This is a genomic window from Robertmurraya phoenicis, from assembly GCF_047302285.1.
Taxonomy (GTDB): domain Bacteria; phylum Bacillota; class Bacilli; order Bacillales; family Cytobacillaceae; genus Robertmurraya.
This window is the reverse complement of record NZ_CP154845.1, coordinates 2,768,488-2,794,210: the sequence shown is the minus strand read 5'-3', so window position 1 is coordinate 2,794,210 and position 25,723 is coordinate 2,768,488. Positions and strand designations below refer to the sequence as shown.

Sequence of the window (25,723 nt, the reverse complement as noted above, 5' to 3'; positions counted from 1 at the left end):
AATAGGAGGTTTGTACCATGTCATACTTTAATGATATTTCAAAAATTCAGTTCGAGGGTCCTTCATCTACGAATCCGTTTGCTTTTAAGCATTACAATCCAGATGAAAAAATCGGTGGGAAGACGATGGAAGAAACACTCCGCTTTGCAGTTGCCTATTGGCATACCTTTACGTTTGAAGGGAATGATCCGTTCGGTGTGGGGACAATGCTCCGTCCATGGGATCATTTATCGGGAATGGATCAAGCGAAGGCTCGTGTGGAAGCAGCATTTGAATTTTTTGAAAAGCTTAATGTTCCTTATTTTTGCTTCCACGATGTGGATATTGCTCCTGAAGGAAACACTTTAGCTGAAACCTACAAAAATTTAGATGAGATTGTGGCAATGTTAAAAGAGTACATGAGAACAAGTAAAACAAAATTACTTTGGAATACGGCAAATAACTTTACAAATCCCCGTTGGCTCCATGGGGCGGCAACTGCTCCGAATGCGGATATCTTTGCCTATGCAGCAGCAAAGGTGAAAAAAGGCTTGGAAATGGCAAAAGAATTAGGTGCTGAAAACTACGTATTCTGGGGTGGCCGTGAAGGGTATGAAACACTTCTGAATACCGATATGAAACTAGAATTAGATAACTTAGGTCGCTTCTTCCATATGGCACTTGATTATGCCAAGGAAATTGGCTTCACTGGTCAATTCCTTATTGAACCAAAGCCGAAAGAACCAACAAAACATCAATATGATTTTGACGTAGCAACAGGGTTAGCATTTTTACAAAAATATGATTTAGCTGATCATTTTAAATTTAATGTTGAAGCTAACCATGCTACACTTGCAGGTCATACTTTTGAGCATGAATTAAGAACGGCCCGTATCAATGGAATGTTAGGCTCGGTCGATGCGAACCAAGGGGATATGCTTCTTGGCTGGGATACAGATGAGTTCCCGACTGACTTATACTCAACTACTCTTGCGATGTATGAAATTCTTCTGAACGGTGGTCTTGGCACTGGAGGATTGAATTTTGATGCGAAAGTACGAAGAGGGTCTTTTGAAGCGGAAGATTTATTCCATGCCCATATTGCTGGAATGGATTCCTTTGCTATCGGTTTAAAAGTGGCCCACCGACTATTAGAGGATCGGGTTTTTGAAGATTTTATTGCAGAGCGTTACGAAAGCTACACGAAGGGAATTGGGCTTGAGATTGTCCAAGGGAAGACAGATTTCCATCAACTTGAACAGCATGCCCTTTCATTAGGGGAAATTAAAAATACGTCAGGTCGTCATGAGCGCTTAAGAGCGATTCTCAATCAATATTTATTAGCGGAACAGGTGGCTTCTGTTCGATAAAAAATATGTGCTGGAGATTTTCATTTCCAGCACTTTTTCACTCATTTAAAACGATAAGCAGGTGGTCAAAAGTGAAGTATGTAATTGGAGTCGACCTTGGTACTAGTGCCGTTAAAGTACTATTAATGAACCAACTGGGGGAGGTTTGTGTTGAAATCTCACAGCCTTATCCACTCATTCAAGAAAAATCAGGATATAGTGAACAGGACCCAGAGGAATGGGTTGAAAAAACGATTACGGCCTTATCGATGTTGGTAAAAGGTTTTGGCGGATCTTGTGATGACATTGAAGGAATTAGTTTTTCCGGACAAATGCATGGACTTGTTCTGTTGAACCAACAAAACGAAGTTCTTCGAAATGCGATTCTTTGGAATGACGTAAGGACCTCTAGCCAATGTGAAGATATTTATAAATTGGTGGGCAAAGAAACATTATTAAAAATTGCTAAAAATCCTGCTCTGGAAGGCTTCACCTTACCAAAGTTATTATGGGTGAAGGAGCATGAACCAGAGCTTTACAGAAAAGCGAAAACCTTTTTATTGCCAAAAGATTATTTGCGATTCCGATTAACGAGTCAAATTCATAGTGAATACTCAGATGCAGCCGGTACACTATTACTTGATGTTGCTAATAAACGATGGAGTCGTGAGATTTGTGAAATGGTAGGAGTTGATCTTACATTATGTCCACCACTAGTGGAACCTCATCAATTCGTTGGTACGATTACTAGTGAGATTGCTAGGAGGACGGGATTATCTGAACACACCAAAGTGTTTGCTGGTGGGGCTGATAATGCCTGTGGTGCGATCGGAGCGGGTATTTTAGCGGACGGAAAAACCCTTTGTAGTATTGGGACTTCTGGTGTCGTCCTATCTTATGAAGAGGATAAAGGGCGAAACTTCGAAGGGAAGGTCCATTATTTTAACCACGGAAAAGAAAATGCCTTTTATACGATGGGGGTGACTCTTGCAGCAGGGTATAGCTTAAGTTGGTTTAAAGAGACTTTTGCTCTACATGAAGATTATGAAGGGGTGCTCGCGGGACTGGATGAGATTCCAATTGGATCGAACGGTCTATTATTTACCCCATATCTAGTCGGAGAGAGAACGCCTCATGCCGATGCACTTATTCGTGGAAGCTTTATTGGAGTGGATAGTTCCCATAAGAGAATCGATTTTGTACGTGCAGTCATTGAAGGAATCACCTTTTCTCTAAACGAATCGATTGAAATTTTTAGAGATAGCGGCAAAAAAATCGACACGATTGTTTCGATCGGCGGTGGAGCAAAGAATGATACGTGGTTACAAATTCAAGCTGATATATTTAATGTAAAAATTCAAAAGCTCTCCAGTGAACAAGGACCAGGTATTGGTGCGGCTATGATCGCTGCATTAGGCTGTGGGTGGTACTCTTCTTTAAATAAATGTGCCGAAAGCTTTACAAAAGTTGTGAAAACATATGAGCCAATTGAACAAAATGTACGGCAGTATGAAGAACTTTTTCGTCTATATAAGAAGGTTTATCAATCAACAAAAGAAATTAGTGAAGGTTTAGCAAGCTTTCGCAACTAATAGGTGGATAAAATGCAAGTTGTTAAAGAGTATTATGGCAATGTAGATGAACAAGCCGTAACCGAATTTACGTTAATCAATGATCATGGTATGCTCGTTCGAATTCTTGATTATGGTTGTACGATTACTGAAATCGTCGTTCCAGATCGAGATGGAGTATATGAAAATGTCGTTCTTAGCTTAGACAGTCTCGATGAATATCGAAGCTCTTCTCCTTATTTTGGCTGTATTATCGGTCGTGTTGCTGGTCGGATAAAGGATGCTGAGTTTGAACTAGGTGGAATAAACTATCAATTAGAAAAAAATGACTCCGGCAATTGTCTCCACAGTGGTTCTAGCGGTCTGCATCAGGTGGTTTGGGCTGGAAAAGTGGTGAACGAGAAAAATCGTGTAGGAGTGAAATTTTCTTATTTGAGCGCAAATGGAGAAGGGGGATTTCCAGGGAATCTTTGGATTATTGTTACGTGTACATTAACTAATTTGAATGAATTGGCGATTTCGTATGAAGCAGTGAGTGACGTAAAAACAATTGTTAATTTGACCAATCACTCTTATTTTAATTTGAGTGGCAATATAAAAGATGATATTCGAAACCATTGGTTAAAAATGGAGAGTAACGAATTTGCAGAATTAGATGATGAGATGCTACCAACAGGCAGACTAATTGATGTTGAGGGTACTCCATTTGATTTTCGTCAGTGGAGACAACTAATAGATGGAATGCGTTCGACGCATCGACAAAATCGTTTAGTAGGCGACGGTTATGACCATCCGTTTCTCTTAAAGGATGAAAAGAAAATAGCCCTTTGGGATAGAAAGAGTGGGCGAACATTAAAGATTTCAACGACTGAACCAGCGGTTATAGTATATACGAGTAATTCGTTAGAAGGAGATTTTTCAATAAGAGGCGTGCAGGCACGAAAATATTTAGGTCTCTGCTTAGAAACACAAGCTTTGCCAGATGCTGTTCATCACTCCCATTTTCCTGCGATTGTTTTGAAAAAGGATGAGAACTATCACTCTCGAACTGTTTATCAATTTGGACTCGCTCATTAATGCGTAGTCCAAATTTTTTTGAAATCAATTGTATGGATTAATGATTCCATAATAAATTAAATCTTCATAATGATTGATTTTAAAAACATGGTCTTTGAGGGTACCTTCATATACCATCCCACATTTTTTCATGATTTTTCCGGAGGCAGGATTCGAACCAAAATAACGTGCATAGACACGATGAAAGTCCTTCACTTTAAAAGCAAATTCTATCATAGCACCTGCTGCTTCTGTTGCATAACCATTTCCCCAAAAGGGTTCTCCAATCCAATAGGCCAATTCTCCATTTTTATGTTGATGATGATTTGAAAGAGCAATAGCACCGTAAAGTTGACCATTCATTTTATCGGTGATCGCATATTCATACATTTTGTCTACTTCGAAGTTTTGCTCATGATTGGCAATCCATGTGAGGGCGCAATCCAATGTATAAGGATAGGGCAAATTCAATGTACTTTTGAAAATATTGTAGTTGTCACATAGGAGGAGTACATTTTCAGCATCAGATTTTTTTAATAGACGGAGTAGTAACCGCTCTGTTTCAATTGTTTTTTGTTGGCTATCGTATTTCATCAGGCTTCCTCCCAAGAGATTGATTATACAAATTTTACCTAGATTCATAATCTTTAGCAATCAATTTGGTAATGGATGCAAACCGTTTCCGCTCGAATTTAGCTATGATATAATAGACCAATAAGAATCATTAATGAGAGATTAGTTTTGGAGGATTAGCATGGCAACATATACGCCGATGATACAACAATATTTACAGGTGAAGGCAGACTACCGAGATGCCTTTTTATTTTTTCGTTTAGGAGATTTCTATGAAATGTTTTTTGATGATGCACTTAAGGCGTCTCAGGAACTTGAAATTACGCTAACAAGTCGTGAAGGTGGATCGGATGAGCGGATTCCAATGTGCGGAGTTCCTTATCACGCTGCCCCTCAATATATAGAAAGATTAGTAGAAAAAGGATTTAAAGTGGCCATTTGTGAGCAAACAGAGGATCCAAGGCAGGCTAAAGGGGTTGTCAAGCGTGAAGTTGTACAGTTAATTACCCCCGGAACGATGATGGAGGGGCGCGGTTTACAAGAGAAAGAAAATAACTTTATTGCGACATTAAGTCCTTTTACTGATGGAAGCTATGGCTTTGGTTATAGTGATCTTTCTACTGGTGAAAGCAAAGTTACGTTGCTAGAGGGAAATTTTGACCTTGTTTTAAATGAAATTTCCCTTTCAGGTGCAAAGGAAGTCGTGATTCCATCTGAGTTAGATGAGGCACTTCAACTTAAAATACGTGAACGCTTTGCTGCTACACTGTCTTTTGAAGACAATGTAATCGAAAACGAAAGCTTTTTACCACTTTTTAACGCATTGGAAGAGTCTAAGCTTACGAGTACGATCTCAAGATTATTCAATTATCTGTACCGAACACAAAAAAGATCGTTGGATCACCTACAGCCTGTTTCATCATATGAGATTCAGCAATTTATGAAAATTGACTATTATTCAAAACGAAACCTAGAACTTACTGAAACCATTCGTTCTAAAGGTAAGAAGGGTTCCTTGTTATGGCTTTTAGATGAAACGAAGACAGCAATGGGTGGCCGACTACTGAAACAGTGGATCGATCGACCGTTAATTCAAAAAAAGGATATCCTAAGACGTCAAGCTCTCGTTGAGTTGTTCATATCCCATTATTTCGAACGACAGGACATGCGTGAAAAACTAACAGAGGTATATGACTTAGAACGGTTGGCAGGAAGAGTCGCTTTTGGAAACGTAAACGCCCGTGACTTGATGCAATTAAAACGTTCACTTCATCAAATACCACATCTCAAAAATATCATTACGCAAATGAATCATGAAGAAGCAGAACTTTTAGCTGCACAGCTTGATCCTTGTGAAGAAGTCGTCGATTTACTAGAACGCGCAATCGTTGAAAACCCGCCTCTATCAATAAAAGATGGAAACATTATTCAAGATGGATATCACGAAGAGTTAGATCGTTATCGTGATGCAAGTAGAAACGGAAAAACATGGATTGCCCAGTTAGAACGTGAAGAGCGGGAGAAAACAGGCATCAAATCGTTGAAAATTGGTTATAACCGTGTTTTCGGCTACTATATTGAAGTCACGAAAGCAAATCTCCATTTGCTTGAGGAAGGGCAATATGAAAGAAAGCAAACGTTAACGAATGCAGAGCGTTTTGTTACGCCGGCCTTAAAGGAAAAAGAAGCTCTTATTTTACAAGCAGAGGAAAAAAGCGTTGAGCTAGAATATACGCTATTTTCTGAAATTCGAGAGTTTGTGAAGAGCTATATCCCGAGATTACAGCAATTAGCGAAAATTGTAAGTGAAATCGATGTCCTTCAATGTTTTGCTGCCATTAGCGAAGAAAGGCATTATGTGAAGCCACAATTTTCGGATGAAAGAATCATTGTTTTGAAGGATGGCAGACACCCAGTTGTGGAAAAAGTGATGAAAGCTCAAGAGTATGTTCCAAACGATTGCTACATGGATCGGGATCGAGAAGTACTTCTGATCACTGGACCGAATATGTCTGGTAAAAGTACGTATATGAGACAAATTGCTCTTACAGCGATCTTGGCGCAAATCGGATGCTTTGTACCTGCTACTGAAGCGACACTTCCGATATTCGACCAAGTGTTCACACGTATTGGGGCGGCAGATGATTTGATTTCTGGTCAAAGTACATTCATGGTTGAAATGCTCGAAGCGAATAACGCGATTGAAAATGCAACGGAGAATAGTTTGATTCTTTTCGACGAAATCGGTCGTGGAACTTCAACCTATGACGGGATGGCTCTTGCACAGGCCATTATTGAGCACATTCATCAAAAAATTGGAGCGAAAACTTTATTTTCAACCCATTATCATGAGTTAACGGTTCTTGATAAAGAGTTAAATCAGCTAAAAAATGTCCATGTCAGTGCAATCGAACACAATGGTAAGGTTGTTTTCCTTCATAAAATTAAAGAAGGGGCAGCTGATAAGAGCTATGGAATTCATGTTGCACAGCTCGCTAATCTTCCAACTTCTCTTATTGAAAGAGCGAATGAAATTCTTGAAAACTTTGAGAGTCAAGGGGAAAATATACAAGCTCTTAAATCAGAAAATGATCAATTATCGTTCTTTGATGAACCAGTAATCAAAGAGGCTTCTCCTATCACTTCTAAGGAGAAAAAAGCATTGGAGAAGATTAAAGAAATCGATATTCTAGAGATGACACCAATGCAAGCGATGAACACTCTTTATGAGCTCCATAAAAAATTAAAAGGCTAACAGTTTAGGAGGTGGCAAAGATGGGGAAAATCATTCAGTTAGATGATTTACTTTCAAATAAAATTGCCGCTGGAGAAGTAGTAGAAAGACCTGCTTCTGTTGTGAAAGAATTAGTGGAAAATGCTATCGATGCGAACAGTACGATTATCGAAATCGAAGTGGAAGAAGCAGGTTTGGCGAAAATTCGCATCACAGATAACGGTGACGGCATAGAAGAGTCGGATGTATTAATGGCATTCCAACGACATGCGACAAGTAAAATTAAAAATGATAAAGATTTATTTCGAATTAGAACTCTCGGGTTTCGTGGGGAAGCTCTGCCGAGTATTGCATCTGTTTCCCGTGTGGAAATTAAGACATCAACAGGAGAGGAAGGGACTCGTCTTGTGTTAGAAGGAGGACATGTAGAAACGTTTGAAAAATCATCGAGTCGCAAAGGTACCGACATCATTGTGGCTGATTTATTTTTCAATACACCAGCTCGCCTAAAATATATGAAGACAGTCCATACAGAGCTTGGGAATATTACCGATATTGTTAATCGACTTGCTCTTTCGCATCCAGAGGTGTCTTTCCGCCTTATTCACAATGATCGAAAGCTTCTCCATACGAATGGAAATGGAGATGTACGTCAAGTGCTTGCTTCTATTTACGGGCTTAATATTGTCAAAAAAATGATCCCAATTGAAGCGAGTTCACTTGATTTTACGCTCCGTGGTTGGCTTGCCCTACCCGAAATTACGAGAGCGTCTCGAAACTATATTACAACAATGGTGAATGGGAGATTTATTAAAAACTATCCATTAGTAAAAGCGATCCAAGAGGGCTACCATACTTTACTCCCAATTGGACGCTTTCCAATCGTTATGCTAAATGTGGAAATGGATCCAATTCTAGTGGATGTGAACGTTCATCCATCAAAAATGGAAGTCCGCTTTAGCAAAGAGGCTGAATTAAATCAGCTTGTGACAAAGACGATTAAGGATGCTTTCCACAGGAAAGAGCTTATCCCTGAAGGCTTGAAACGTGAACCAAAGCAAGTGGTAAAAACAGAGCAACCATCGTTTGATCTTGATCATTTGCCAGTAGCGAAAGAATCTCAGCCAACCTTTCCTTTAGCAGATTTGCCGGAGATTGAACCGCAGAAAATTCATTGGGATACGAAACCTGTGGAAAGAGAAGAGCCACCAGCGCTGACTCCAATTATTGAGGATGAGGTCATGGAGTCCGTGTCTGTACCTGTAGCCGAAATGGAAGAAGAAGCAAAAATAGATTCACGGGTTCCACCTTTATATCCGATAGGACAAATGCATGGAACGTATATATTGGCCCAAAATGAGAAGGGGCTTTATATCATTGATCAGCATGCTGCGCAAGAAAGAATTAAGTATGAATTTTATCGTGAGAAAGTTGGACAAGTGGAAAGTGAACTTCAAGAAATGCTCGTTCCACTTACTTTTGAATATTCAGCAGATGAAGCGCTCAAAATTGACGAGCATAAAGATCAACTTGAAGAAGTAGGCGTTTTTTTAGAGCCTTTTGGAATCAATAGCTTTATTGCCCGTTCTCATCCACAATGGTTCCCAGTAGGAATGGAAAAAGAAATTATTGAAGAAATGCTTGAACAGCTCCTTACTATGAAAAAAGTAGATATTAAAAAGCTAAGAGAAGAAGCAGCGATCATGATGAGCTGTAAAGCTTCGATAAAAGCTAATCACTATTTGCAAATGAGTGAAATTCAGGCATTGCTTGATGAATTAAGACGATCATCTGATCCATTTACATGTCCACATGGAAGACCGATTATCATTCATTACTCCACGTATGAAATGGAGAAGATGTTTAAACGTGTGATGTAGAGGGGTTTCTAGGCGCATAGAAACCTCTTTGCCCACTTTTTGCCCACTTTAACTCAAATATGCCTCCAAATTGAGCAAATTTGCTTCCTCATATTTTTTTGTAATGTGAAGATATACATCAGCTGTCATATTGACAGTAGCATGCCCTAAACGATCACTAACAAATTTAATATCAGCTCCACTTTCTAATAACATGATGGCATGAGTGTGGCGCAAACCGTGAGGAGTAATGTGATGTAGATCCGTTTTTGCTAAAATTGAATCTATCGCTTTATTGACTCCATACTCACCAAGCGCTTTCCCATTAGGACTTGTAATGACAAATTCAGATTCCTGATAGTTCTGTCCATACTTTAGTTTGTTTTTCTTTTGCCAGAGCTGATATTGTTTTAAAACAGAAACCAATGTATCGTCAATTCCAATTTTCCGATAACTGGATTTTGTTTTTGGTTTCTTCACCCCGTAGTCACTTCGAGTCTTCGTCACTGAGATTATATTATTTTCGAGGTCTATATCATTCCAGGTTAACGCAAGCATTTCTCCCTTTCTTAAACCGGTTCTTAACAGAATGGAAGCCATTGTGTAGTGATGAAAAGGGGAGTTCTTTGCGGCGTTCATAAACACATCTACTTCTTCTCTGGTTAAGTAGTTTATTTTGTCTTCTTCATCAAACTTAATCGAGATTCCTCTGTATTTGTTGTGTGACATCATTTCTAATTCAACAGCTTTATTAATGGCAGTACAAAAAATTGAATGGATGGTTTGAATGGTTTTTCGAGCAAAACCCTGGTCTATAAGAATATTAATAAATTTTTGATATTCAACCTTGGATAATTGATTCATTTTATAATTTCCTAGGTTTGGGATTAGGTGTTTGTTTGTATACCATTCTCTGTTGATTAGAGTTTTCTTTTCACATTGTTGGCCGTAAACTTCTAACCATTCACTTAGCCAGTCTTTTATTAGTTTTTCTTGGCTTTGTATGATTGTATGTTGCCTTAAGTAAAGTTTTTTTTCAATTTCAGCAGCCTCGATCTGTGCTTCTTTTTTCGTTGTAAATCCACTTTTCGATTTTTCTTTTGGTTTTCCTGTGACTGGATCTTGATATTTAATACGATATTGCCAAGTAGTTCCTCTTTTTCTGAAGCTTGCCATTTGTAAATCCTCCTCTTAAGAATATATGTTCTATTTTTAGTAAATAAAGGTTCCCTTTATTGAAAAAGGGAAGGAAAAATGAAGCAAAGTTGTTGTTGTTAGAATATTTTATTACATGATATGATAATAATGAATCTAGAGGGGGGTGTTTTAGATGATTTCAAGAAAAGTAGGAAAAACACTTAGTCATACTTTAAAAGAGATGAAAAAACTTGATAACGAGTATGAAGCAATGGTTTCCAACAATAAAATAAAATCATCTGAAATTAATAACTCAATAAAGAAAAAATCCAAAAAATTCAACGAAATTAGTAATAAACGTATAAAGCACTTTGATTTCATTCGTAATAAATAGCAATTGGGGTAACAAGTAAGTCTCCTCTTAGAATAATGTTAAAGGAACCTAATATAATATCTAACATCATATTAGGAATAGCATCTAAATCACTTTCAGACAACGTAGGTAGGTTAAATCCATTGTAAACAATATCTTTACTGCCTATTACCCTCACTAAAAATTTCACTTTTCTACTTTGATCTGTTCTGAATGAAAGAGCCTCCGGAGATTCCCTTAAGTACTTCTTTTTTAGCAGTCCAATCTTATTTTCAGCTTTTAATATAGATAGATGCTCCAAAAGGCTCGTAGCGAATAAACTAAGGCTATTTAATTGCTTAAACATTTCGATCATTGGTTTAGCAGCTTGATGCGCAGAAACTACTTTTTTTGCTACTTCCATATTTTCGCGATCTTTCGCATTTGGTTTTTGTTTGCTGACAATTTTTTTTGCTTCTTCGAAGGTCATCTCTTGAACATTAACTTCAGATAGTATGATTTCCTTCATAGCATTATAATCCATTGATTTTCTAATTAATTCAAAATCATAAAATCTGAAGGAAGATTCTCCTGTGTGTATATCTCCCTCGATCAAATCATCGCTATCATTAATCATACATTTTTCAGTCAATTTTTTAATTAGTAAATCTAATGCGAAGTCATGGAATGCTTTATTCAAAATGTCCTTTTGGCTATCCAGTATTGATCGAGAATCATGTTTCATTTCATTGCCATTGTTACCAAGATTTGCTCCGAAATTCAAATTAAATCCAGGTACAGCGCCGGTACCAGTAGATAGAGATCCGTTTACACCCGCACTTTTTCCTCTCGCAGATTGTTGTCCAGCAGTCAAAACTTCTTGGTCCCATTGTTCAAGAGAAAAACTTTTGATAAGTCCTTCGTCTAATTGAGCCAACATCGAATTCATTAAGTCAGTGTCCAGATAAATAATTTCTTTCATTTATATTCCTCCGATCAAATGTATGTTCTGTTCTAAGTTAAAATTAAAGCCAAAAATTGGGCGATGTTGACGAATTTTTGAAGAGGTTTCTCATTTAATTATTTGTTGTACTCACTTCATTTCCTTTTTTAGTAAAACGCATATATTTGTCTGTTGAACGGTCATAAACATAATAAATTTTATAATCATCTGGATCTTTCTCAGAATAAATAATTCTGTCTTGATCCAAAGAGTATCGTATAAAAGGGTTTGAATCATTAAACTCATTTTTACTAATGTCTTCACAAACATACGATATTTCAGTACTTTTCTTCTCTGAGTATTGTCTATACAATGCTGTTAATATAGCAGGAAAAAAGAATAATGCTATATAATATTTGTAATTAATTGCATGGTATTCAGGTGTCATTTGGAAAAGAATGGCCCATACTCCACCAAATAAGAATATACCTGAAAAGAAGTTAATTTCTAAGATTTTTGCAACAAATATAAATTTTAAACATCTTTTAAATTTTTGTATGAATCTATTTTCAATTAATTCTTTAAGGATATTATTTAATTGCATTTTTGTTAAAAGCCATTTAATGAGTTGATACATTTTATTGAATAACCATAAAAAAGCAGAATCTTTAAAAATATAATTTAGTAGCAATATAAATAAGGAAGAAGTGAAAACTACTAATAAGGAAATAAGAATAAACTGAACAATATTAGGAATTGTTAAACTGATAAATAAAATTGGTATTCCGAAAGCTAGATACGCAGTTGGAATTAATAGATATTCACCAACCTTTAGAATGAGAGCTTGAAGAGTCTTTTTATTCTTAGGGATAAAAAAACGGTCAAAGTTAGATAAAGAAATGATATTTATTAGTTTACTAATAATAAAAGCAGCTGAAATGAAAAATAATGTAAATACAACTACAAACTCAATTGGACCATTTATACCGTTTTCATATATTTTGGTAAGATATTGTAATATATCCATAAATTTTAAATCACTCATTTTTTTAACTCCATCATCAATTTACTTGAACCATTCAATACTACCTAATCGTTGTTTCAAAGATGCGAATCCATCAACCTGATGCTGATAAGTTAACTCAAGCCGATATTGAGCAAATTCTTCAGTCACGACGAAATGGTCAGCGATGTCCGATATAAGAACAGGTTCATTAACAGCAGCTGCATACACCCGTTTTAAAAACTTAGCAGGCATGAGTAAGTAAGCAGCCATTCTCTTCGCTTGGTTTTCTATTTTAGAAATAGAATGCTTGTCCATATTTAGTTGAGAAGAATAATGTGAGTGGCAATGACAGAATTCTTCGGCTAGCAATAACTTCTTCTCTACAGAATTTAACTCAGGTCTTAAGTAGATGGTACCTTTTCTTGCTTTTGGTTTTGGGATAGAGAAAGCCTTCAGATGTTTAATAGACTCGTAGTTTAATTGCGGATCTAAGAAGTCAGACTCTAAAGGCTTTACTGATACCCCGTGTCTCCAGCAAATATCATACATGTCGATTTCATCTGGATGTTTATAATTAAAGTGGGAGAGGACTTTGTTTGCTTGTTGTTCCCAGTGGTCTGATTTAACAATTAATTCTCTTATCTGCATGACAATAACATCTCCAGTTGAAAGAAAAGCGTTTTGTTATTCTGGTTTAGTTAATTCAATTAATGCATCAAACTTTAAAAAGTAGGATCTTGCATTTTCTTGTTCTTTCCAAAAGTTATCTGGTGCGTTTACATCATATTTAGCAGCGGTTTGGCCTTGGTCAATTTGCATTGAAAGTAGGCTTAAATATAATCCTCTATAATCGTGGTAATCTGATCCATCAATATTCTTATAGAAATTTGAATCAAAGTCATAATCCTCGAAAAAACTCTCTATAATTACATCTTCTTCTAATTTGGTGTCCCTACCTTCGTTTTGTGCCAAAACCAATATGTTATATACTTCTGCTGCTTTTTGAGTAAAAAGAGATAAATCTTCTTCAGTTGTAATGGTTGACTTAACATCATTGCACGCAGTCAAAAATGTCATTAATAACAAAACGAAGAAAAAGGAGCCTATCTTCCTATATTTAATACTCATGAAGCGATATCACCTCTTTTTCCTAAAACAGTACATTTTTACCATATGTATGATAAAAATATACACGATCTTGTGATCGTGTTAATCTTCGATGTCTCCAAATCCTTCTCCATACTCTTCCTCATCATCTTCAAGGAACATTTTTTTCATTTTGTATAACTTGATGAGTTCCTTAACTTTAGACTCTGGATCTGATGCAAGATCATTGAAAAGGATAGGGTGTTTTCTTAATTCTTCAAAGATTTTTAGCTCATCTGGTGATAATTGAATTTCCTTACCTGCTATACTTACGTTGTTTTTCTCATCTGCTTCATCAGTAAAATAAGAAACGGATACATTATATTTTTCAGCAAGTTTCTTCAAAGTAATTAATGACGGCTTGTTGCGATCTTGTTCATAGTAACCGTAGCCACTTTCGGTCATACCTAGAAAGTCTGCAACATCTTTCTGCGTCAACTTATGCTGTTTTCTTATTTTCTTTAATCTTTCAGCTAGTATTGACATTTTCCTCTTCCTCACAACCTTATTTTACTGTCATTATACAACTGTTAGTTGGGTTCTAAAAGTTTTTTGAAAAAACACAACAAAAAATTGTGTTTTTGGGTTGACTCACAACAAAATGTTGGGTAAACTAAAAACAACAAAACGTTGGGAGGTGCGATATGAGTCAACGTAGAGAACAATTAATTGCTCATAGAAAGAAACTTAATCTTACTCAAAAAGGCGTGGTAGACCTTTTGGATAAACAACATGATATTGTAATTACTGAAAGTTATTATGGCATGATTGAACAAGGAGTAAGAACTCCGAAGTTGAGCATCGCCTTTGCGATCGCTTCATTATTCGAAGCAAATCCAAACGATATTTTTTTTGAACAACAACCCAACAAAAAATTGGGTAAAAACACAGCTTAGCTTAAGGAAGCCACATCATGAACATCATTTTGCGAAGTTGATAACGAAACAGCATAACCAAAAAGAGGTAGAATTCACTGCTCAAGGTAAAGCGATTGGTGTTGGTCGCTGGTGATGAATAAGAAAATGTTGAATTATCAAACGAAATACCCACTTGGATTAGGGCAAATGTGCCAGAGGATTTCATTGGCGTGAAGTCTGACACATTCACAGCGTACATTACTACATCGATGATCGTCTCAATCGAAATTGCTGAAGATAAATTTCAAGTTATTTCTTCTTAGTTTGAGACAGAGCACTCCCAGCTACACTCTTAGAAGTTTTGCTATATCTGTTATCTTTAAGAATCTTGCTAGCTTTACTAGCAACTGGTTTAGAAGTTTGCTTTTTGTTAGCCATTGAATCACCTCCTTCTAATGTCATATTTCGACATGGAAAGAGACAATTCCTTTTTAGGAGCTGACACCATGAACATCACAGAAAAAGTCATCTGGGCAGAGATAAAACTCAAGGTATTGTATGCGGCCATGATGATAAACGATGGCTACACCAATGATGATGTGATCAATCAGCTGATGGAAATTGTGGACCTACTTGAAAATATCCAACCCTAGGAGGTGAGAAACTTGCTAAATGTTCAAATTGACCAAAAACAGATTGAACACCAATTTCATGAAGAACTTCAAAAACACCTTGATGAAATTGCGAATCGAACAGTCTTTTGGGATATGAAAGAGCTTTGTCGCCAGACTTGCATGAGCGAACCATTTATAAAAGAGCAGTTCTTTTTTGATGCACGTTTTCCAAAATTCAAAGTAGGTCGGAAATGGTTGTTCCCAGCAAAACAAACAGAAAAATTTCTGCTCCAATGGTTAAGCGAACAAACGCCATATTTTAAATAGGAGGCTATTTCATGACAGAACTTCAACGTATTTTCGATTTCCAAGGTGAAGAATTAAGAATGGTTATTCAAAATGAAGAACCATGGTTTGTTGCAAAAGATGTATGTGAAATTCTTGAAATTCATAATAGCCGGCACGCATTAACAAGGCTGGAACCCGAAGAAAAAGCCGATGTCGTTTTAAACGACGGCAGACAGAACAGAAGTTATTCAATTGTTAACGAATCAGGCCTTTACGAATTAATCTTTGCTAGTCGTAAGCCGGAAGCAAAAGTATTTAAAAAGTGGGTTAAGCAGGATGTACTCCCATCTATCAGAAAACACGGTACATACATGACACCACAAAAAATAGAAGAGGTCCTGCTTAATCCAGATACCATCATTACCCTTGCAACTCAATTAAAAGTTGAACAGGAAAAGCGCTCCATAGCTGAACAAACTATCAAAAAACAGCAGCCGTTAGTCAATTTTGCTGAAACATGTATGGCTAATGACAAATCGCTACTGGTGAGAGAACTAGCAAAACTAGCATCCAAACAAGGAGTCATGATAGGAGAACGAAGACTCTACCAAAAACTCCGTGAATGGAAGTTGATTTTCCAAGGTAAGAACGAACCTTACCAAGAGTACATTGACCGAGGTTATTTTGAAATCTCTCAAGGAGTTAAAGAAAACGCTGGCGGCACCCATGCCTGGCTCACAATGAGAGTCACTCCGAAAGGTCAGATGTACATTATTAATCGTCTCAAAAAAGAGAGTCGGAATAATCTAGCAATCTAGTTCCTTCATATATAAATTTTACTAGATTCATAAAGAATGAACATTCCATTCTGGAATAAAAGGGGGGTGAGAAGTACATATGAAATTCGGCGCGATATTGAAAGCGTGTCGAGTTCGAGCAGGATTCAGTCAAGAGGAGTTGGCAGATAGATTATTCATCAATCAATCAGACGTATCGAAATATGAAAAAGACAACAAGGAACCAACCATATCAATATTTCAAGCTTGGATGTCGAACACGCAAACACCAGAGGTTGCAGTTGCATTTATATACGGCATGGACGGAATTAATTTGATTCAACAGCTCATGCCGTTATTAGGAGGATTCGTCTTATGGATATAAGCAAAAGGGATAAATTAGACCAGCTCATTAAAAAGCTTCAGGCGGCTGGTATCAAAATCGATTGGGCGAGGAGATTTGCATAATGTCTTACTACTTTGCATTTTTAGGAGTTTTCTTCTTCGGAATGATAGTCGGTGGATTTTTAAGTGATGAAAGGGTGAGAGCAAATGAATTACGAAAAACTCAAAAACATAACTGATGAAGCACTAAAAACCGGAGTTTATAAAGAATTCTATCCATATTTCTTGGGTGGGATAAAAAGTACTATTCGCTATGGCGAAATAGATGGAAAGACATCATTAGAGTATCAAGAAATTATCGAACTAGCTGAAAATGCACTTGAATATGCAAAAGAAGAAAAAGAAAAACAGTAAGCTCGGCACAGCTCACTGCTTTAAATCAACCATATCGCATTACAACAATAACTTACTTCCATTCTACCACGAGTAGAAGGGAGCGACAAGAGCATTAAGAACTTTTGTTCTCGTCGTTGAGGCTAGGAAAGGTTTTCCCCCACCAACACCATTTTCCTTTTCTAGCTTCAACGATGCGAATGAAAAGCATCAAATTACATAAGAGAGGAGGCTTAAAGATGTCCGAAAAAAGTGGACTAGCCAACGTAGTGGATCAACCAGAGCATTTTGGAATCGACTACTACGGGAATGAAATTTTGATAGGCGATTCTATCGTAATTGACCCATCCAACGGTGAAATCGTACTAGAAGCTCGGCTGGAAGATTACCTAATCGAAGTCAAAGGGTTTCAGTTTCAAACGGCAAAATAAAAGACCCCTTGTTAGCAGCAAGAGGTCGAACACTTTAAAAATTATTTGTTACTTACATTTTATTCGAAAGGAGCACATTTATGCAAGAAAATCTTATGCGTTTAGAAGTAGCGTTAAACAATCTTGAGCTTCAAATGAGGTTGCACAAGGTCGCCGTCAATAATAATCCAGGGCATTATTCAGGCAGTTACAAACTTGCACAAACGCTGATTTTTGAAAGTGTTGAACCAGCCTTTCAAGAGGTTCGACAAGCATTAGAAACAGTTAAAAATGAGGGGGAATTAGTTCATGGCCAAACGATTAGAACTGCATAAATTAACACTTAGGAATTTTAAGGGAGCAAGAAATTTTGTGTTAGATCTTCGCGGTCGCAACGCTAAAATTTTTGGGGATAACGAAACAGGTAAAACTACCACTTTCGACGGTTTTGTATGGTTACTGTTTGATAAAGACAGCAAAAACAAAAAGGAATTTGGCATCAAAACACTTGAGAATGGGGAAGTAATTCACAATTTAGACCACGAGGTTGAGGGTGTTTTCCTACTTGATGGAAAGCAACTTACGCTGCGAAAAGTATATGCCGAGAAGTGGACTCAACAACGTGGTTCTGCTACATCAGAATTTACAGGTCATACAACCAAATATTTTATTGATGGAGTACCTGCTAAAAAGCACGAATACGAGGACAAAGTTAATTCAATCGTCCAAGAAGATGTGTTCAAACTTCTTACTTCACCATCCTATTTCAATGAAAGACTACTTTGGAACGAGAGGAGAAAAATACTTTTAGAGATATGTGGTGATGTCAATGATTTAGAAGTAATTTCTTCTGATAAAAAATTAGCCAAGCTTCCAAATATTCTAGGTGATAAAACTATTGAGGATCACCGGAAAATCATTGCAACTCGTCGTTCGGATATTAATAAGGAGCTTGAGAAAATTCCTGTTCGGATCGATGAAATTACTCGCAGTAAGCCAGACACCAACGGTCTGAACAAAGAGGTTCTAAAAGCTGAGGTGAGTACCCTTAATACAAAAATTGACGATAAAATGACCCAAATTAATAGCATAAAAAACGGTAAGTCAATTTCTGATAAACAAAAGGTAATTCAAGAAATTGAGATTCAGTTGCTAGAAATCAGACGTGATCATGATTCAGATTCGAAAGAAAAAATTCATCAATTAAAAGCGCGTATCCAGGAAGAGAAATCCAATAAATCAATCTTAGAATCAAAGCTTGAGAACCTCAAAACCCAGAAGCGCTACAACGATGAAAACATCAAGGATATTGAGACAAATTTGGTCCAGTTACGCCAGGCATGGAATGAGATTAACGATCATCAATTCACTCATACAGATGCGTGTGAATGCCCTGCTTGCGGACAAGCTCTACCAGAAGAACAGGTGGAAGCTGCCAAAGAAAAAGCACTATCCCAATTTAATCTACAGAAAGCTCAGAAGCTTGAAGATATAAATTCTAAAGGGAAAAAAGGCAAGGAACGTAAAGAAGGAATTCTTCAGGAAAATGAAAAGCTTGCTAAAGAGTACGAGAAATTAAATGGTCAAATTGCTGAAAAAAGGTTTTGCTTGAAAAGCTTGGAGGAGAACTTCAACAGCAAGAAAGCCTCGTAACCGACATTTTGGATAATCCTCAATACACTGGAAAGCTTCAAGAGAAGCAGAAGTTAGAAGAGGATATCAAACAGCTTCGACAATCAACTGATAAACAGGTGCAAGAGATTCAAATGGAAATAATGAAATTGAGAGAAAAACGTGATTCTCTTCAAGCTGATATCGGAAAGTTCGCTTTGGCTGAACAAACTAATAACCGCATAAAAGAACTTGAAAAGCAACAAAGAGAGCTTGCGGCCGAATATGAAAAACTAGAAGAAGAACTCTATCTCACAGAAGAATTTATTCGTGCAAAAGTGAATCTTCTTACAGATAAAATTAACAGCAAATTTAAACATGCTCGTTTCAAACTCTTTGAACAGCAGATCAACGGTGGGCTTAAGGAAACCTGCGTGACCACTTATAAAGGTGTACCTTACGATGCGGGATTAAACGACGCTGCTAAAATCAACAGCGGCTTAGATATCATTAATACGCTATCTGAGCACTACGGATTTTATGCTCCTATATTCATCGATAACGGTGAATCTGTTACGAAACTGTTCGAGACTAAATCTCAAACAATCAGCTTGAATGTTTCTGAAGATGATAAGCAATTAAGGGTCGTAGTGGAATCAGATGAAATGAAGGAGGCTATCTAATATGTCCAATTCAGTGGCCATCATCCAAAAGGATATAACAGATGACGTAAACAGAAGCTTAACGAGGTTGCAAGACGAAGGCTTAGTTCTGCCTCCTAATTACAATGCAAGCAACGCTTTAAAGAGTGCGTTTTTCAAACTACAGGAAGTGAAAGATAAATCTGGGAAACCGGCATTAGAAGTTTGTACAAGAGAATCAATAGCTAATTCATTACTGGATATGGTTACTCAAGGTTTAAGTCCTGCAAAAACACAATGCTATTTCGTTGTTTACGGAAACCAGTTACAACTAAATCGTTCTTATTTTGGTACACAGGCTGTCCTAAAACGTTTGAACAATGTAAAGGACATTTGGGCGAACGTTATTTTCGAAGGTGATGTGTTCGATTACGAAATTGACGGAGGTCGTGAGAAGTTACTGAAACATGAGACCAATTTCTTAAACCGAGACAAAGAAATTCTTGGGGCATATGCCGTAGTCAAAACAAATGATGATGAAGAATTATTAACAGTTATGACAAGAAAAGAAATAGATACAGCATGGGGGCAATCGAAGACTAGTCAGGGTGTTCACAAGAAATTTCCGCAAGAAATGGCGAAACGTACTGTCATCAATCGGGCTGCTAAAGCCTTCATCAACACATCAGACGACAGTGACCTACTTGTCGATGCTATTAATCGCTCCACAGAAAATGAATATGACAACGAGCGTAAAGAAATTAATCCAGATTATGATACTCAAAAAGAAATCGAGCAAAAGTCTAATCAAGAGGTCATTGATGTCAAAAAGCCCGAGCCATTAAAGAGACAGCCTGAAATTATAGAGGTTTCGCAAGAGAAGGAAGTCCAACAAGAAGAATTATTTGATTCTGCACCAAATGGGCCGGAATGGTAATGATTGAAATTACAGCACTCGCATCCAGTAGTAAGGGGAACTGTTACCGTGTCACAGACGGTCATACTCCCCTCCTATTGGAGTGTGGGATCAACTATCGCGAAATACAAAAGGGTTTTGGTTTCAGGATGTCAGAGGTTGCTGGGTGCCTTATCACACATGAGCATGGCGACCATTGTAAAAGTATCAAGGATGTTTTAAAGGCTGGAATCGACGTCTACACGTCGCATGGAACTGCCGAAGCTTTAGGGATTACTCATCACCGAATTAAACCTATTAAGGCTAAAGAGCAGTTTCAGTTAGGTACATGGACGATACTTCCGTTTGATGTACAGCACGATGTTTCAGAACCATTAGGATTCCTTCTCGTTAATCAAGAAGGGGAGAAGCTATTATTCGCCACTGACACCTATTACATCAAATACAAGTTTCAGGGACTCACTCACATCATGGTGGAATGCAACTATTCCCGGGAGATTCTGATACAAAACATTATCGATGGGCGTTTACCAAAGGTCATGAAAAAAAGGTTAGAACAATCGCATTTTAGCCTGGAGAACGTGAAGGAATTCTTTCTTGCAAATGATTTGTCAAAGGTGCAAGAAATCTGGTTGCTGCATTTAAGTGATAGCAATTCAGATGAAGAGCTATTTAAAAAAGAAATCATGCAACTTACAGGTAAGTTAGTTTTTATCCCTTAATTTAGGAGGGAAGCAATGCAGGGGTATATCAAAGACCACCGAAAAGAGCTCAGCAGCGCAATATGGATGATGCCCCCTCTTTATCATCGAACATGGCAATATCTCAAATACATCGTTAACCATCAGGACAATACGATTCCTATGAGAGATGGAACCTTTCTCACCATCAAGGCAGGTCAACATCTTACATCAATCAGGGATATTGCAAAGAAAATCGGATGGTACGAGGGGGTGAAATGGAAAGAACCTAACCCCAAAACAGTGGCTACGATTTTAGAGTGGCTTGAGAAACAGTCCATGATCCAAATAGATAGGGGTAAGGGTAACAGGCAGTATACACTTATAACCTTGTTAAATTGGGAAGTTTACCAACGTAAAGATGGTGAGGGTAACAGTGAGGTAACAGCTAGGGATCACCTCGTGGATATAAACAAGAATGATCAAGAATGTTTTAAGAATGATCTTGATCCTCTATCTGCTAATAGCGTGCCATCGCCAGAAGAAAGTGACGGGGTGCTTACGACCGGCCCATTGGGTGACTCTGTGCCGTCAGAGGAAATATCACAAACTTCTGTTCTAGCAGAAAAGGCGATACTTGATCGTTTTATCCAACTGAGGGGGAAGGGATTGCAATTTTCTCCCATCGACGAAAATTCAGCAAAAGAAATTCTTGCTGGTGGCGTTCCCTTAGAAGACGCGCTTACTTACATGAAAGAGGTCTTCGATGATTACCAACCAAAACACTCTAGAGACTGGATAAACGGTCTATCCTATTGCGTTGGTGCCATTTTAGATAAGCATCACAACAAGCTAGAATCTCAAAAACTAGCAAAAGATTTTAAATCTAGCAATCCAAAACCGTATAAATCTCGAACTGGTCGTTCCAAACCAATCAGAACAGAACAGCTTCCAGATTGGTTCGACGAGAACGAGGACAAGCCTAACAACGTCACCCCTTTACACACCGAAGATGCAGAGGCAAGAAAGAAGGAGCTCGAGGAGCGTCTTAAAAAATATCAAGCCTAAGGATGTGGTCTAGTGGGAGTCCTATATGAAACAGTGATCGAGCACAAGCGCCAGTATCTAATTGACGAGCTGCACAAGTTAAATGTTTATGAGTCGAGTACCGGGGAGAACTTAGATTCTCTCGATTATGACCGTTTGAAAGAAGAGTTAGTCTTAGCTTCTTTTCGTCAGATTGACGTCGATACGGATGCAAATAGCTGGTTCTAATGGCTAAGAACCCACTGCTAGAAAAGAAATTCACAGAGGGTTATAGCCAAGGGTTTAAGAGCGGTAAGGATGTCGGGATTGCTACGGCTGTAGAGTTTATCGCCACTAAGTTTGCTGTTCTCCCCGAGGTGAAGGGGATTGGTCCTAAAACACTTGAAAAGATTCGAAATGCCGTAGGTGAGGAGTACTTTAAATCATGAAACCAATTACAATCCGCAGAACTCGGAAGTATGAAGCAGAGCAAGCCATAGATGATTTAGTGGCAAGAGGATTTGAGGTTGTTTTCCCATTAACGGAGTTTTCGCGGGATGGAAAAATATTTGATAGGGATGCCTATAACAGGCAAGTATTTGTGGAGCACACGCATAGTAGCTGCTGGATAGCACAAATGAGAAAGGTGATGGATATGAGAATAAATGAATTGTGTAAACAAGCCTATGAAACGGCTAAATCAAAGGGTTGGCATGATGAGGAAAGAGAAACAGGCACTCTCCTTGCTCTTATACACAGCGAAGTTAGCGAAGCGTTAGAAGCTGATCGTAAAGGTTGGGATGGGGATTTTGCGGAAGAACTTGCAGATGTTTGCATTAGAGTATTCGATCTTTGCGGTTCCAAAGGTATTGACCTTGAATATCACATCAAGAAAAAAATGGAATACAACAAGACAAGGACCCACAAACATGGCGGAAAGGCTTATTAGGAGGGATAAATCGTGAAACTTGGCCAGCAAGTGAGATTTAAGAAATGCCTGGTTAAAGGTCATGACGGAGCTTCTTTTCATTACCTTACGCCAGAGCAGGAAAAGGAACTTGAAGAAACATGCCAGTTGAAAATAAAAAAGCTTGTTGAGAAAGATTTAGTAAATCATAAAACAGGCATTTTGGTAGGGAAGAGAAGAGTAGGAATCGAGTGTGTGCTTGAAGAAGCGCAGAATATCGAGGGTGATCCACAAGAATACTTCTTTGTCTCAGATCTGACTTATGAAACCGTATATTTAGTTGCTTGCGATTTAAGGGGCATTCACAAGGTTAGAGACTGTGATTTGGAGGTCATATAATGATTTGTCCAATGTGCAGTCGTCCGTTAAAGAGTCCAAAAAGCATTGCAAAAGGTATCGGTCCTGTGTGTGCACGGAAATTAGAAAATCTAAAAGATAATGCCGATGATGATCAATTGAAAATGGAGCTCGATAAAGATGCAAAGAATGTCCTACAAGGAATACCAAAAGCCCAAGAAGCGTAATAAATACGGCAATCAGAAGACTGTGGTGGATGGCATAAAATTCGATTCTAAGGCAGAGGCAATTTACTACAACCAATTGAAATGGCTTAAACAGTCAAAACAAATAAAGGATTTCAAACTCCAGCCTAGATACATACTCCAAGAGGGGTTTAAGAAAAATGGGAAGACCTTTCGCAAGATTGAATATGTAGCTGATTTCGAGGTTATTAAGCTTGATGGATCCACTGAAATTATTGACATCAAGGGAGCACTGACTAAGGAGTTTCAGATAAAAAGAAAGCTATTTGAACGGCTATATCTAGATTCTATCACACTACTAAAATACGAAAATGGACAATTTTTGGAGGTGTGATTGTGGCAAGGAGAGTCGTAGAAACCAAAGCAATCAGTTTTGACCAGGAGAAGTTGCAGATCCTTGTCGTTTACGAGGAAGGAAAAACAAAGGAAGAGATACGCAAGGAAAATCCATATTGCAAAAAGCACGGTGTCCTATACAAAGCTTCTGGAGCTTACGAATTTAAGTAAAACTTGAAGGAGTGAGTGTTATGAAGACCGTACAACCGATTCGGGATGTCGAGAAAATTGCGGCAATGAAAGAAGTCTTGATGCGGCAGCATTACAGAAATTACTTTCTCTTCGTTTTGGGAATTAACACCGGATTAAGGATAAGTGATTTGCTTGCTCTAAAAGTAAGCGACGTAAGGGGTAAAAGCCATATCGTGATCACCGAACAAAAGACGGGTAAGTTAAAGCGGTTCAAGATTAACCACGAGCTCCAGGAGCATATTAGCCAGTTTACTAGAGATAAAGACAGTGCGGCTTTCCTTTTTCAATCGAGAAGAGGAACGGAACGCATTCATCGGGTCCAGGCATGGAAGATATTAAATGCTGCAGCTCGTGAAGTTGGGCTCGATGAGATTGGTACTCACACCTTGCGAAAGACGTTCGGATATCACTTTTATCAGCAGTATAAAGATGTTGCGGTGTTACAACAGATATTTAACCATTCGTCTCCTGCTGTAACTATGCGCTATATAGGCATTACGCAGGACATTATCGATGAAAAAGTAGATGGATTCACATTATGAGGAGGAATTTTAGTGAAAATCGAACAAATAGCAGAGCTTTGTCACAACGTCAATAAGGCCTATTGCGAAAGTATTGGTGATTTGTCTCAACCTACGTGGGAGGAAGCTCCAGAATGGCAAAAGTCATCGGCGGTTAATGGAGTAAAGTTTCATCTTGAAAATGATGTTACCCCTGAAATGTCACATGAAAGCTGGTTAAAGCAAAAGCTAGATGAAGGTTGGGTTTATGGGAAGGTGAAGGATCCGGTGGCGAAAACGCACCCTTGCATCATGCGATATGAAGAACTTCCTAAATACCAAAGGACAAAGGATTTATTATTTACAGCTGTTTGCGACACGTTTAAGAAATAGATTTTGTATTTGGTTAATAAAAAATAGAGGTACTTATTTTACCTCTATCTTAAAAAATATAAAAACCAGACTGCGTGGTTTTGCTCGTCACTAGCTGCTCTTGTAAATTGCTCCTTTATATAAGGATCAGTAGTCAATTTAGCAATATCTAAATAAAAATCAACAGTTTCTTGTTCATCATTAAAAGCAAAGTCAATACCTGCTAGATATTCATTAGGACATTGTTCAGTAATTTTTGGGGTATGCTTTTGACCGGTAAGTTGGGTGTAAATATTAGAGAACACATTGAAATGCATTTTTTCATCTTTTCGAATTTCTGTAATAACATTTTTAGCTTTTTGAGTAGGAGCAATGTTTGCCAGTTTTTTATAGCAAGCAATTGCTGAATATTCACCATCGATTGCTTTTGCTATGTCAGAAACGAGATTGTTATCTCTTGGAAAATAAGTCAAATAATGATTGTTCATTTTACCAACTCCTTTTATTACCAGATGTAGTAAGGGTGATTAGAAAAATAAGCATAACAATCAG

35 protein-coding genes and 1 pseudogene are annotated in these 25,723 nt (G+C 37.8%); 27 read left to right on the top strand and 9 right to left on the bottom strand.

Features of this window, described 5'->3' with window-relative positions; translation table 11 throughout:
- The first annotated feature begins 17 nt into the window (after positions 1-17).
- The 3 genes from xylA (at position 18) to AA0X71_RS13985 (ending at position 3,976) form a co-directional block, all read left to right on the top strand.
- The gene (xylA, locus tag AA0X71_RS13995) at positions 18-1,349 is read left to right on the top strand and encodes a xylose isomerase (RefSeq protein WP_413355921.1); all 1,332 of its coding nucleotides are present in this window, start codon (positions 18-20) and stop codon (positions 1,347-1,349) included.
- 71 nt (positions 1,350-1,420) lie between these two features.
- Entirely contained in the window at positions 1,421-2,920 is a 1,500-nt protein-coding gene (gene xylB, locus AA0X71_RS13990) for a xylulokinase (protein WP_413355920.1), read from the top strand.
- A gap of 12 nt (positions 2,921-2,932) precedes the next feature.
- Entirely contained in the window at positions 2,933-3,976 is a 1,044-nt protein-coding gene (locus tag AA0X71_RS13985; protein ID WP_413355919.1) for an aldose epimerase family protein, read from the top strand.
- 24 nt (positions 3,977-4,000) lie between these two features.
- On the opposite strand, the gene AA0X71_RS13980 is transcribed toward AA0X71_RS13985, so the two are convergent.
- Entirely contained in the window at positions 4,001-4,549 is a 549-nt protein-coding gene (locus tag AA0X71_RS13980) for a GNAT family N-acetyltransferase (protein WP_413355918.1), read from the bottom strand.
- A 160-nt stretch (positions 4,550-4,709) separates the two neighbouring features.
- Between AA0X71_RS13980 and mutS the strand changes: the two genes are divergently transcribed.
- Entirely contained in the window at positions 4,710-7,283 is a 2,574-nt protein-coding gene (gene mutS, locus AA0X71_RS13975; protein ID WP_413355917.1) for a DNA mismatch repair protein MutS, read from the top strand.
- Positions 7,284-7,303: 20 nt separating this feature from the next.
- Positions 7,304-9,142: a DNA mismatch repair endonuclease MutL gene (gene mutL, locus AA0X71_RS13970; RefSeq protein ID WP_413355916.1), complete on the top strand. Its 1,839-nt coding sequence runs from the start codon at positions 7,304-7,306 to the stop codon at positions 9,140-9,142.
- Positions 9,143-9,190: 48 nt separating this feature from the next.
- On the opposite strand, the gene AA0X71_RS13965 is transcribed toward mutL, so the two are convergent.
- Entirely contained in the window at positions 9,191-10,297 is a 1,107-nt protein-coding gene (locus AA0X71_RS13965; RefSeq protein WP_413355915.1) for a tyrosine-type recombinase/integrase, read from the bottom strand.
- A gap of 154 nt (positions 10,298-10,451) precedes the next feature.
- Between AA0X71_RS13965 and AA0X71_RS13960 the strand changes: the two genes are divergently transcribed.
- Positions 10,452-10,652: a hypothetical protein gene (locus AA0X71_RS13960; RefSeq protein ID WP_413355914.1), complete on the top strand. Its 201-nt coding sequence runs from the start codon at positions 10,452-10,454 to the stop codon at positions 10,650-10,652.
- On the opposite strand, the gene AA0X71_RS13955 is transcribed toward AA0X71_RS13960, so the two are convergent.
- The 5 genes from AA0X71_RS13955 to AA0X71_RS13935 form a co-directional block, all read right to left on the bottom strand.
- Positions 10,636-11,592, bottom strand: a complete 957-nt coding sequence (locus tag AA0X71_RS13955; protein ID WP_413355913.1) for a hypothetical protein — start codon at positions 11,590-11,592, stop codon at positions 10,636-10,638. The genes AA0X71_RS13960 and AA0X71_RS13955 overlap by 17 nt on opposite strands.
- A gap of 94 nt (positions 11,593-11,686) precedes the next feature.
- Positions 11,687-12,598 (bottom strand): hypothetical protein, encoded by a 912-nt coding sequence (locus AA0X71_RS13950; RefSeq protein WP_413355912.1) that lies wholly within the window; start codon positions 12,596-12,598, stop codon positions 11,687-11,689.
- 21 nt (positions 12,599-12,619) lie between these two features.
- The gene (locus AA0X71_RS13945) at positions 12,620-13,207 is read right to left on the bottom strand and encodes an ImmA/IrrE family metallo-endopeptidase (RefSeq protein ID WP_413355911.1); all 588 of its coding nucleotides are present in this window, start codon (positions 13,205-13,207) and stop codon (positions 12,620-12,622) included.
- A 36-nt stretch (positions 13,208-13,243) separates the two neighbouring features.
- The gene (locus AA0X71_RS13940; RefSeq protein WP_413355910.1) at positions 13,244-13,687 is read right to left on the bottom strand and encodes a hypothetical protein; all 444 of its coding nucleotides are present in this window, start codon (positions 13,685-13,687) and stop codon (positions 13,244-13,246) included.
- Positions 13,688-13,768: 81 nt separating this feature from the next.
- Entirely contained in the window at positions 13,769-14,191 is a 423-nt protein-coding gene (locus AA0X71_RS13935) for a helix-turn-helix domain-containing protein (protein WP_413355909.1), read from the bottom strand.
- A gap of 158 nt (positions 14,192-14,349) precedes the next feature.
- Here AA0X71_RS13935 and AA0X71_RS13930 point away from each other — a divergent pair, with 158 nt between their 5' ends.
- Positions 14,350-14,601, top strand: a complete 252-nt coding sequence (locus tag AA0X71_RS13930; RefSeq protein WP_413355908.1) for a helix-turn-helix transcriptional regulator — start codon at positions 14,350-14,352, stop codon at positions 14,599-14,601.
- A gap of 270 nt (positions 14,602-14,871) precedes the next feature.
- Here the strand turns inward: AA0X71_RS13930 and AA0X71_RS13925 are convergent, their stop codons facing one another.
- Positions 14,872-15,000, bottom strand: coding sequence for a hypothetical protein (locus AA0X71_RS13925; RefSeq protein WP_413355907.1), 129 nt, complete (start codon positions 14,998-15,000; stop codon positions 14,872-14,874).
- Between the two features lie 68 nt (positions 15,001-15,068).
- Here AA0X71_RS13925 and AA0X71_RS13920 point away from each other — a divergent pair, with 68 nt between their 5' ends.
- The 20 genes and pseudogenes from AA0X71_RS13920 (at position 15,069) to AA0X71_RS13825 (ending at position 25,192) form a co-directional block, all read left to right on the top strand.
- Positions 15,069-15,215: a hypothetical protein gene (locus AA0X71_RS13920; protein WP_413355906.1), complete on the top strand. Its 147-nt coding sequence runs from the start codon at positions 15,069-15,071 to the stop codon at positions 15,213-15,215.
- Between the two features lie 12 nt (positions 15,216-15,227).
- Positions 15,228-15,503: a group-specific protein gene (locus tag AA0X71_RS13915; protein ID WP_413355905.1), complete on the top strand. Its 276-nt coding sequence runs from the start codon at positions 15,228-15,230 to the stop codon at positions 15,501-15,503.
- Between the two features lie 11 nt (positions 15,504-15,514).
- Positions 15,515-16,282 carry a BRO family protein gene (locus tag AA0X71_RS13910; protein WP_413355904.1) on the top strand — a complete coding sequence of 256 codons (768 nt, stop codon included), beginning with the start codon at positions 15,515-15,517 and terminating at the stop codon, positions 16,280-16,282.
- A 79-nt stretch (positions 16,283-16,361) separates the two neighbouring features.
- Positions 16,362-16,625 carry a helix-turn-helix domain-containing protein gene (locus tag AA0X71_RS13905; protein ID WP_413355903.1) on the top strand — a complete coding sequence of 88 codons (264 nt, stop codon included), beginning with the start codon at positions 16,362-16,364 and terminating at the stop codon, positions 16,623-16,625.
- Positions 16,626-16,792: 167 nt separating this feature from the next.
- Positions 16,793-16,999 (top strand): hypothetical protein, encoded by a 207-nt coding sequence (locus AA0X71_RS13900; protein WP_413355902.1) that lies wholly within the window; start codon positions 16,793-16,795, stop codon positions 16,997-16,999.
- A 218-nt stretch (positions 17,000-17,217) separates the two neighbouring features.
- Complete coding sequence (locus tag AA0X71_RS13895) at positions 17,218-17,409, top strand: YqaI family protein (protein WP_413355901.1); 192 nt, start codon at positions 17,218-17,220, stop codon at positions 17,407-17,409.
- Between the two features lie 80 nt (positions 17,410-17,489).
- Positions 17,490-17,723, top strand: a complete 234-nt coding sequence (locus AA0X71_RS13890) for a hypothetical protein (protein WP_413355900.1) — start codon at positions 17,490-17,492, stop codon at positions 17,721-17,723.
- The gene (locus tag AA0X71_RS13885) at positions 17,698-19,041 is read left to right on the top strand and encodes an AAA family ATPase (RefSeq protein ID WP_413355899.1); all 1,344 of its coding nucleotides are present in this window, start codon (positions 17,698-17,700) and stop codon (positions 19,039-19,041) included. Before AA0X71_RS13890 ends, AA0X71_RS13885 begins: the two co-directional genes overlap by 26 nt.
- Positions 18,993-19,682 (top strand): hypothetical protein, encoded by a 690-nt coding sequence (locus tag AA0X71_RS13880; protein ID WP_413355898.1) that lies wholly within the window; start codon positions 18,993-18,995, stop codon positions 19,680-19,682. Before AA0X71_RS13885 ends, AA0X71_RS13880 begins: the two co-directional genes overlap by 49 nt.
- Before the next feature lies 1 nt (position 19,683).
- Complete coding sequence (locus AA0X71_RS13875; RefSeq protein WP_413355897.1) at positions 19,684-20,577, top strand: recombinase RecT; 894 nt, start codon at positions 19,684-19,686, stop codon at positions 20,575-20,577.
- Positions 20,577-21,278 carry an MBL fold metallo-hydrolase gene (locus AA0X71_RS13870; protein WP_413355896.1) on the top strand — a complete coding sequence of 234 codons (702 nt, stop codon included), beginning with the start codon at positions 20,577-20,579 and terminating at the stop codon, positions 21,276-21,278. The genes AA0X71_RS13875 and AA0X71_RS13870 overlap by 1 nt, the downstream gene beginning before the upstream one ends.
- 15 nt (positions 21,279-21,293) lie before the next feature.
- The gene (locus AA0X71_RS13865; protein WP_413355895.1) at positions 21,294-22,304 is read left to right on the top strand and encodes a hypothetical protein; all 1,011 of its coding nucleotides are present in this window, start codon (positions 21,294-21,296) and stop codon (positions 22,302-22,304) included.
- Between the two features lie 206 nt (positions 22,305-22,510).
- Entirely contained in the window at positions 22,511-22,711 is a 201-nt protein-coding gene (locus AA0X71_RS13860; protein ID WP_413355894.1) for a hypothetical protein, read from the top strand.
- Positions 22,708-23,211, top strand: coding sequence for a hypothetical protein (locus tag AA0X71_RS13855; protein ID WP_413355893.1), 504 nt, complete (start codon positions 22,708-22,710; stop codon positions 23,209-23,211). Before AA0X71_RS13860 ends, AA0X71_RS13855 begins: the two co-directional genes overlap by 4 nt.
- Positions 23,212-23,223: 12 nt before the next feature.
- Positions 23,224-23,568, top strand: a complete 345-nt coding sequence (locus AA0X71_RS13850; protein WP_413355892.1) for a hypothetical protein — start codon at positions 23,224-23,226, stop codon at positions 23,566-23,568.
- A complete protein-coding gene (locus AA0X71_RS13845) occupies positions 23,568-23,753 on the top strand; it encodes a DUF6011 domain-containing protein (protein ID WP_413355891.1) in 186 nt (61 codons plus the stop codon). The genes AA0X71_RS13850 and AA0X71_RS13845 overlap by 1 nt, the downstream gene beginning before the upstream one ends.
- Positions 23,716-24,072, top strand: a pseudogene (locus AA0X71_RS13840) (DUF1064 domain-containing protein); the annotation flags it as partial. The gene AA0X71_RS13845 and the pseudogene AA0X71_RS13840, both read left to right, overlap by 38 nt.
- Before the next feature lie 35 nt (positions 24,073-24,107).
- Positions 24,108-24,278, top strand: coding sequence for a hypothetical protein (locus tag AA0X71_RS13835; RefSeq protein WP_413355890.1), 171 nt, complete (start codon positions 24,108-24,110; stop codon positions 24,276-24,278).
- 20 nt (positions 24,279-24,298) lie between these two features.
- The gene (locus AA0X71_RS13830; RefSeq protein ID WP_413355889.1) at positions 24,299-24,841 is read left to right on the top strand and encodes a site-specific integrase; all 543 of its coding nucleotides are present in this window, start codon (positions 24,299-24,301) and stop codon (positions 24,839-24,841) included.
- A 12-nt stretch (positions 24,842-24,853) separates the two neighbouring features.
- Positions 24,854-25,192 (top strand): RyR domain-containing protein, encoded by a 339-nt coding sequence (locus AA0X71_RS13825; RefSeq protein ID WP_413355888.1) that lies wholly within the window; start codon positions 24,854-24,856, stop codon positions 25,190-25,192.
- A gap of 44 nt (positions 25,193-25,236) precedes the next feature.
- On the opposite strand, the gene AA0X71_RS13820 is transcribed toward AA0X71_RS13825, so the two are convergent.
- On the bottom strand, positions 25,237-25,659 hold the full coding sequence (locus AA0X71_RS13820; protein ID WP_413355887.1) for a ferritin-like domain-containing protein: 423 nt from the start codon (positions 25,657-25,659) through the stop codon (positions 25,237-25,239).
- Positions 25,660-25,723: the final 64 nt, after the last annotated feature.

Excerpts from the sequence above, each read along its gene's own strand:
- xylA (WP_413355921.1), top strand. The coding sequence starts at position 18 with ATGTCATACTTTAATGATATTTCAAAAATTCAGTTCGAGGGTCCTTCA.
- AA0X71_RS13945 (WP_413355911.1), bottom strand. The coding sequence starts at position 13,207 with ATGCAGATAAGAGAATTAATTGTTAAATCAGACCACTGGGAACAACAA.
- AA0X71_RS13855 (WP_413355893.1), top strand. The coding sequence starts at position 22,708 with ATGAAACCAATTACAATCCGCAGAACTCGGAAGTATGAAGCAGAGCAA.
- AA0X71_RS13865 (WP_413355895.1), top strand. The coding sequence starts at position 21,294 with ATGCAGGGGTATATCAAAGACCACCGAAAAGAGCTCAGCAGCGCAATA.
- AA0X71_RS13885 (WP_413355899.1), top strand. The coding sequence starts at position 17,698 with ATGGCCAAACGATTAGAACTGCATAAATTAACACTTAGGAATTTTAAG.
- AA0X71_RS13900 (WP_413355902.1), top strand. The coding sequence starts at position 16,793 with ATGAATTACGAAAAACTCAAAAACATAACTGATGAAGCACTAAAAACC.
- AA0X71_RS13860 (WP_413355894.1), top strand. The coding sequence starts at position 22,511 with ATGGCTAAGAACCCACTGCTAGAAAAGAAATTCACAGAGGGTTATAGC.
- AA0X71_RS13895 (WP_413355901.1), top strand. The coding sequence starts at position 17,218 with ATGTCCGAAAAAAGTGGACTAGCCAACGTAGTGGATCAACCAGAGCAT.
- AA0X71_RS13905 (WP_413355903.1), top strand. The coding sequence starts at position 16,362 with ATGAAATTCGGCGCGATATTGAAAGCGTGTCGAGTTCGAGCAGGATTC.
- AA0X71_RS13985 (WP_413355919.1), top strand. The coding sequence starts at position 2,933 with ATGCAAGTTGTTAAAGAGTATTATGGCAATGTAGATGAACAAGCCGTA.
- AA0X71_RS13930 (WP_413355908.1), top strand. The coding sequence starts at position 14,350 with ATGAGTCAACGTAGAGAACAATTAATTGCTCATAGAAAGAAACTTAAT.
- AA0X71_RS13820 (WP_413355887.1), bottom strand. The coding sequence starts at position 25,659 with ATGAACAATCATTATTTGACTTATTTTCCAAGAGATAACAATCTCGTT.
- mutL (WP_413355916.1), top strand. The coding sequence starts at position 7,304 with ATGGGGAAAATCATTCAGTTAGATGATTTACTTTCAAATAAAATTGCC.
- AA0X71_RS13830 (WP_413355889.1), top strand. The coding sequence starts at position 24,299 with ATGAAGACCGTACAACCGATTCGGGATGTCGAGAAAATTGCGGCAATG.
- AA0X71_RS13910 (WP_413355904.1), top strand. The coding sequence starts at position 15,515 with ATGACAGAACTTCAACGTATTTTCGATTTCCAAGGTGAAGAATTAAGA.
- AA0X71_RS13940 (WP_413355910.1), bottom strand. The coding sequence starts at position 13,687 with ATGAGTATTAAATATAGGAAGATAGGCTCCTTTTTCTTCGTTTTGTTA.
- AA0X71_RS13980 (WP_413355918.1), bottom strand. The coding sequence starts at position 4,549 with ATGAAATACGATAGCCAACAAAAAACAATTGAAACAGAGCGGTTACTA.
- AA0X71_RS13925 (WP_413355907.1), bottom strand. The coding sequence starts at position 15,000 with ATGGCTAACAAAAAGCAAACTTCTAAACCAGTTGCTAGTAAAGCTAGC.
- mutS (WP_413355917.1), top strand. The coding sequence starts at position 4,710 with ATGGCAACATATACGCCGATGATACAACAATATTTACAGGTGAAGGCA.
- AA0X71_RS13890 (WP_413355900.1), top strand. The coding sequence starts at position 17,490 with ATGCAAGAAAATCTTATGCGTTTAGAAGTAGCGTTAAACAATCTTGAG.
- AA0X71_RS13960 (WP_413355914.1), top strand. The coding sequence starts at position 10,452 with ATGATTTCAAGAAAAGTAGGAAAAACACTTAGTCATACTTTAAAAGAG.
- AA0X71_RS13955 (WP_413355913.1), bottom strand. The coding sequence starts at position 11,592 with ATGAAAGAAATTATTTATCTGGACACTGACTTAATGAATTCGATGTTG.
- AA0X71_RS13935 (WP_413355909.1), bottom strand. The coding sequence starts at position 14,191 with ATGTCAATACTAGCTGAAAGATTAAAGAAAATAAGAAAACAGCATAAG.
- AA0X71_RS13870 (WP_413355896.1), top strand. The coding sequence starts at position 20,577 with ATGATTGAAATTACAGCACTCGCATCCAGTAGTAAGGGGAACTGTTAC.
- AA0X71_RS13965 (WP_413355915.1), bottom strand. The coding sequence starts at position 10,297 with ATGGCAAGCTTCAGAAAAAGAGGAACTACTTGGCAATATCGTATTAAA.
- AA0X71_RS13875 (WP_413355897.1), top strand. The coding sequence starts at position 19,684 with ATGTCCAATTCAGTGGCCATCATCCAAAAGGATATAACAGATGACGTA.
- AA0X71_RS13950 (WP_413355912.1), bottom strand. The coding sequence starts at position 12,598 with ATGAGTGATTTAAAATTTATGGATATATTACAATATCTTACCAAAATA.
- AA0X71_RS13845 (WP_413355891.1), top strand. The coding sequence starts at position 23,568 with ATGATTTGTCCAATGTGCAGTCGTCCGTTAAAGAGTCCAAAAAGCATT.
- AA0X71_RS13920 (WP_413355906.1), top strand. The coding sequence starts at position 15,069 with ATGAACATCACAGAAAAAGTCATCTGGGCAGAGATAAAACTCAAGGTA.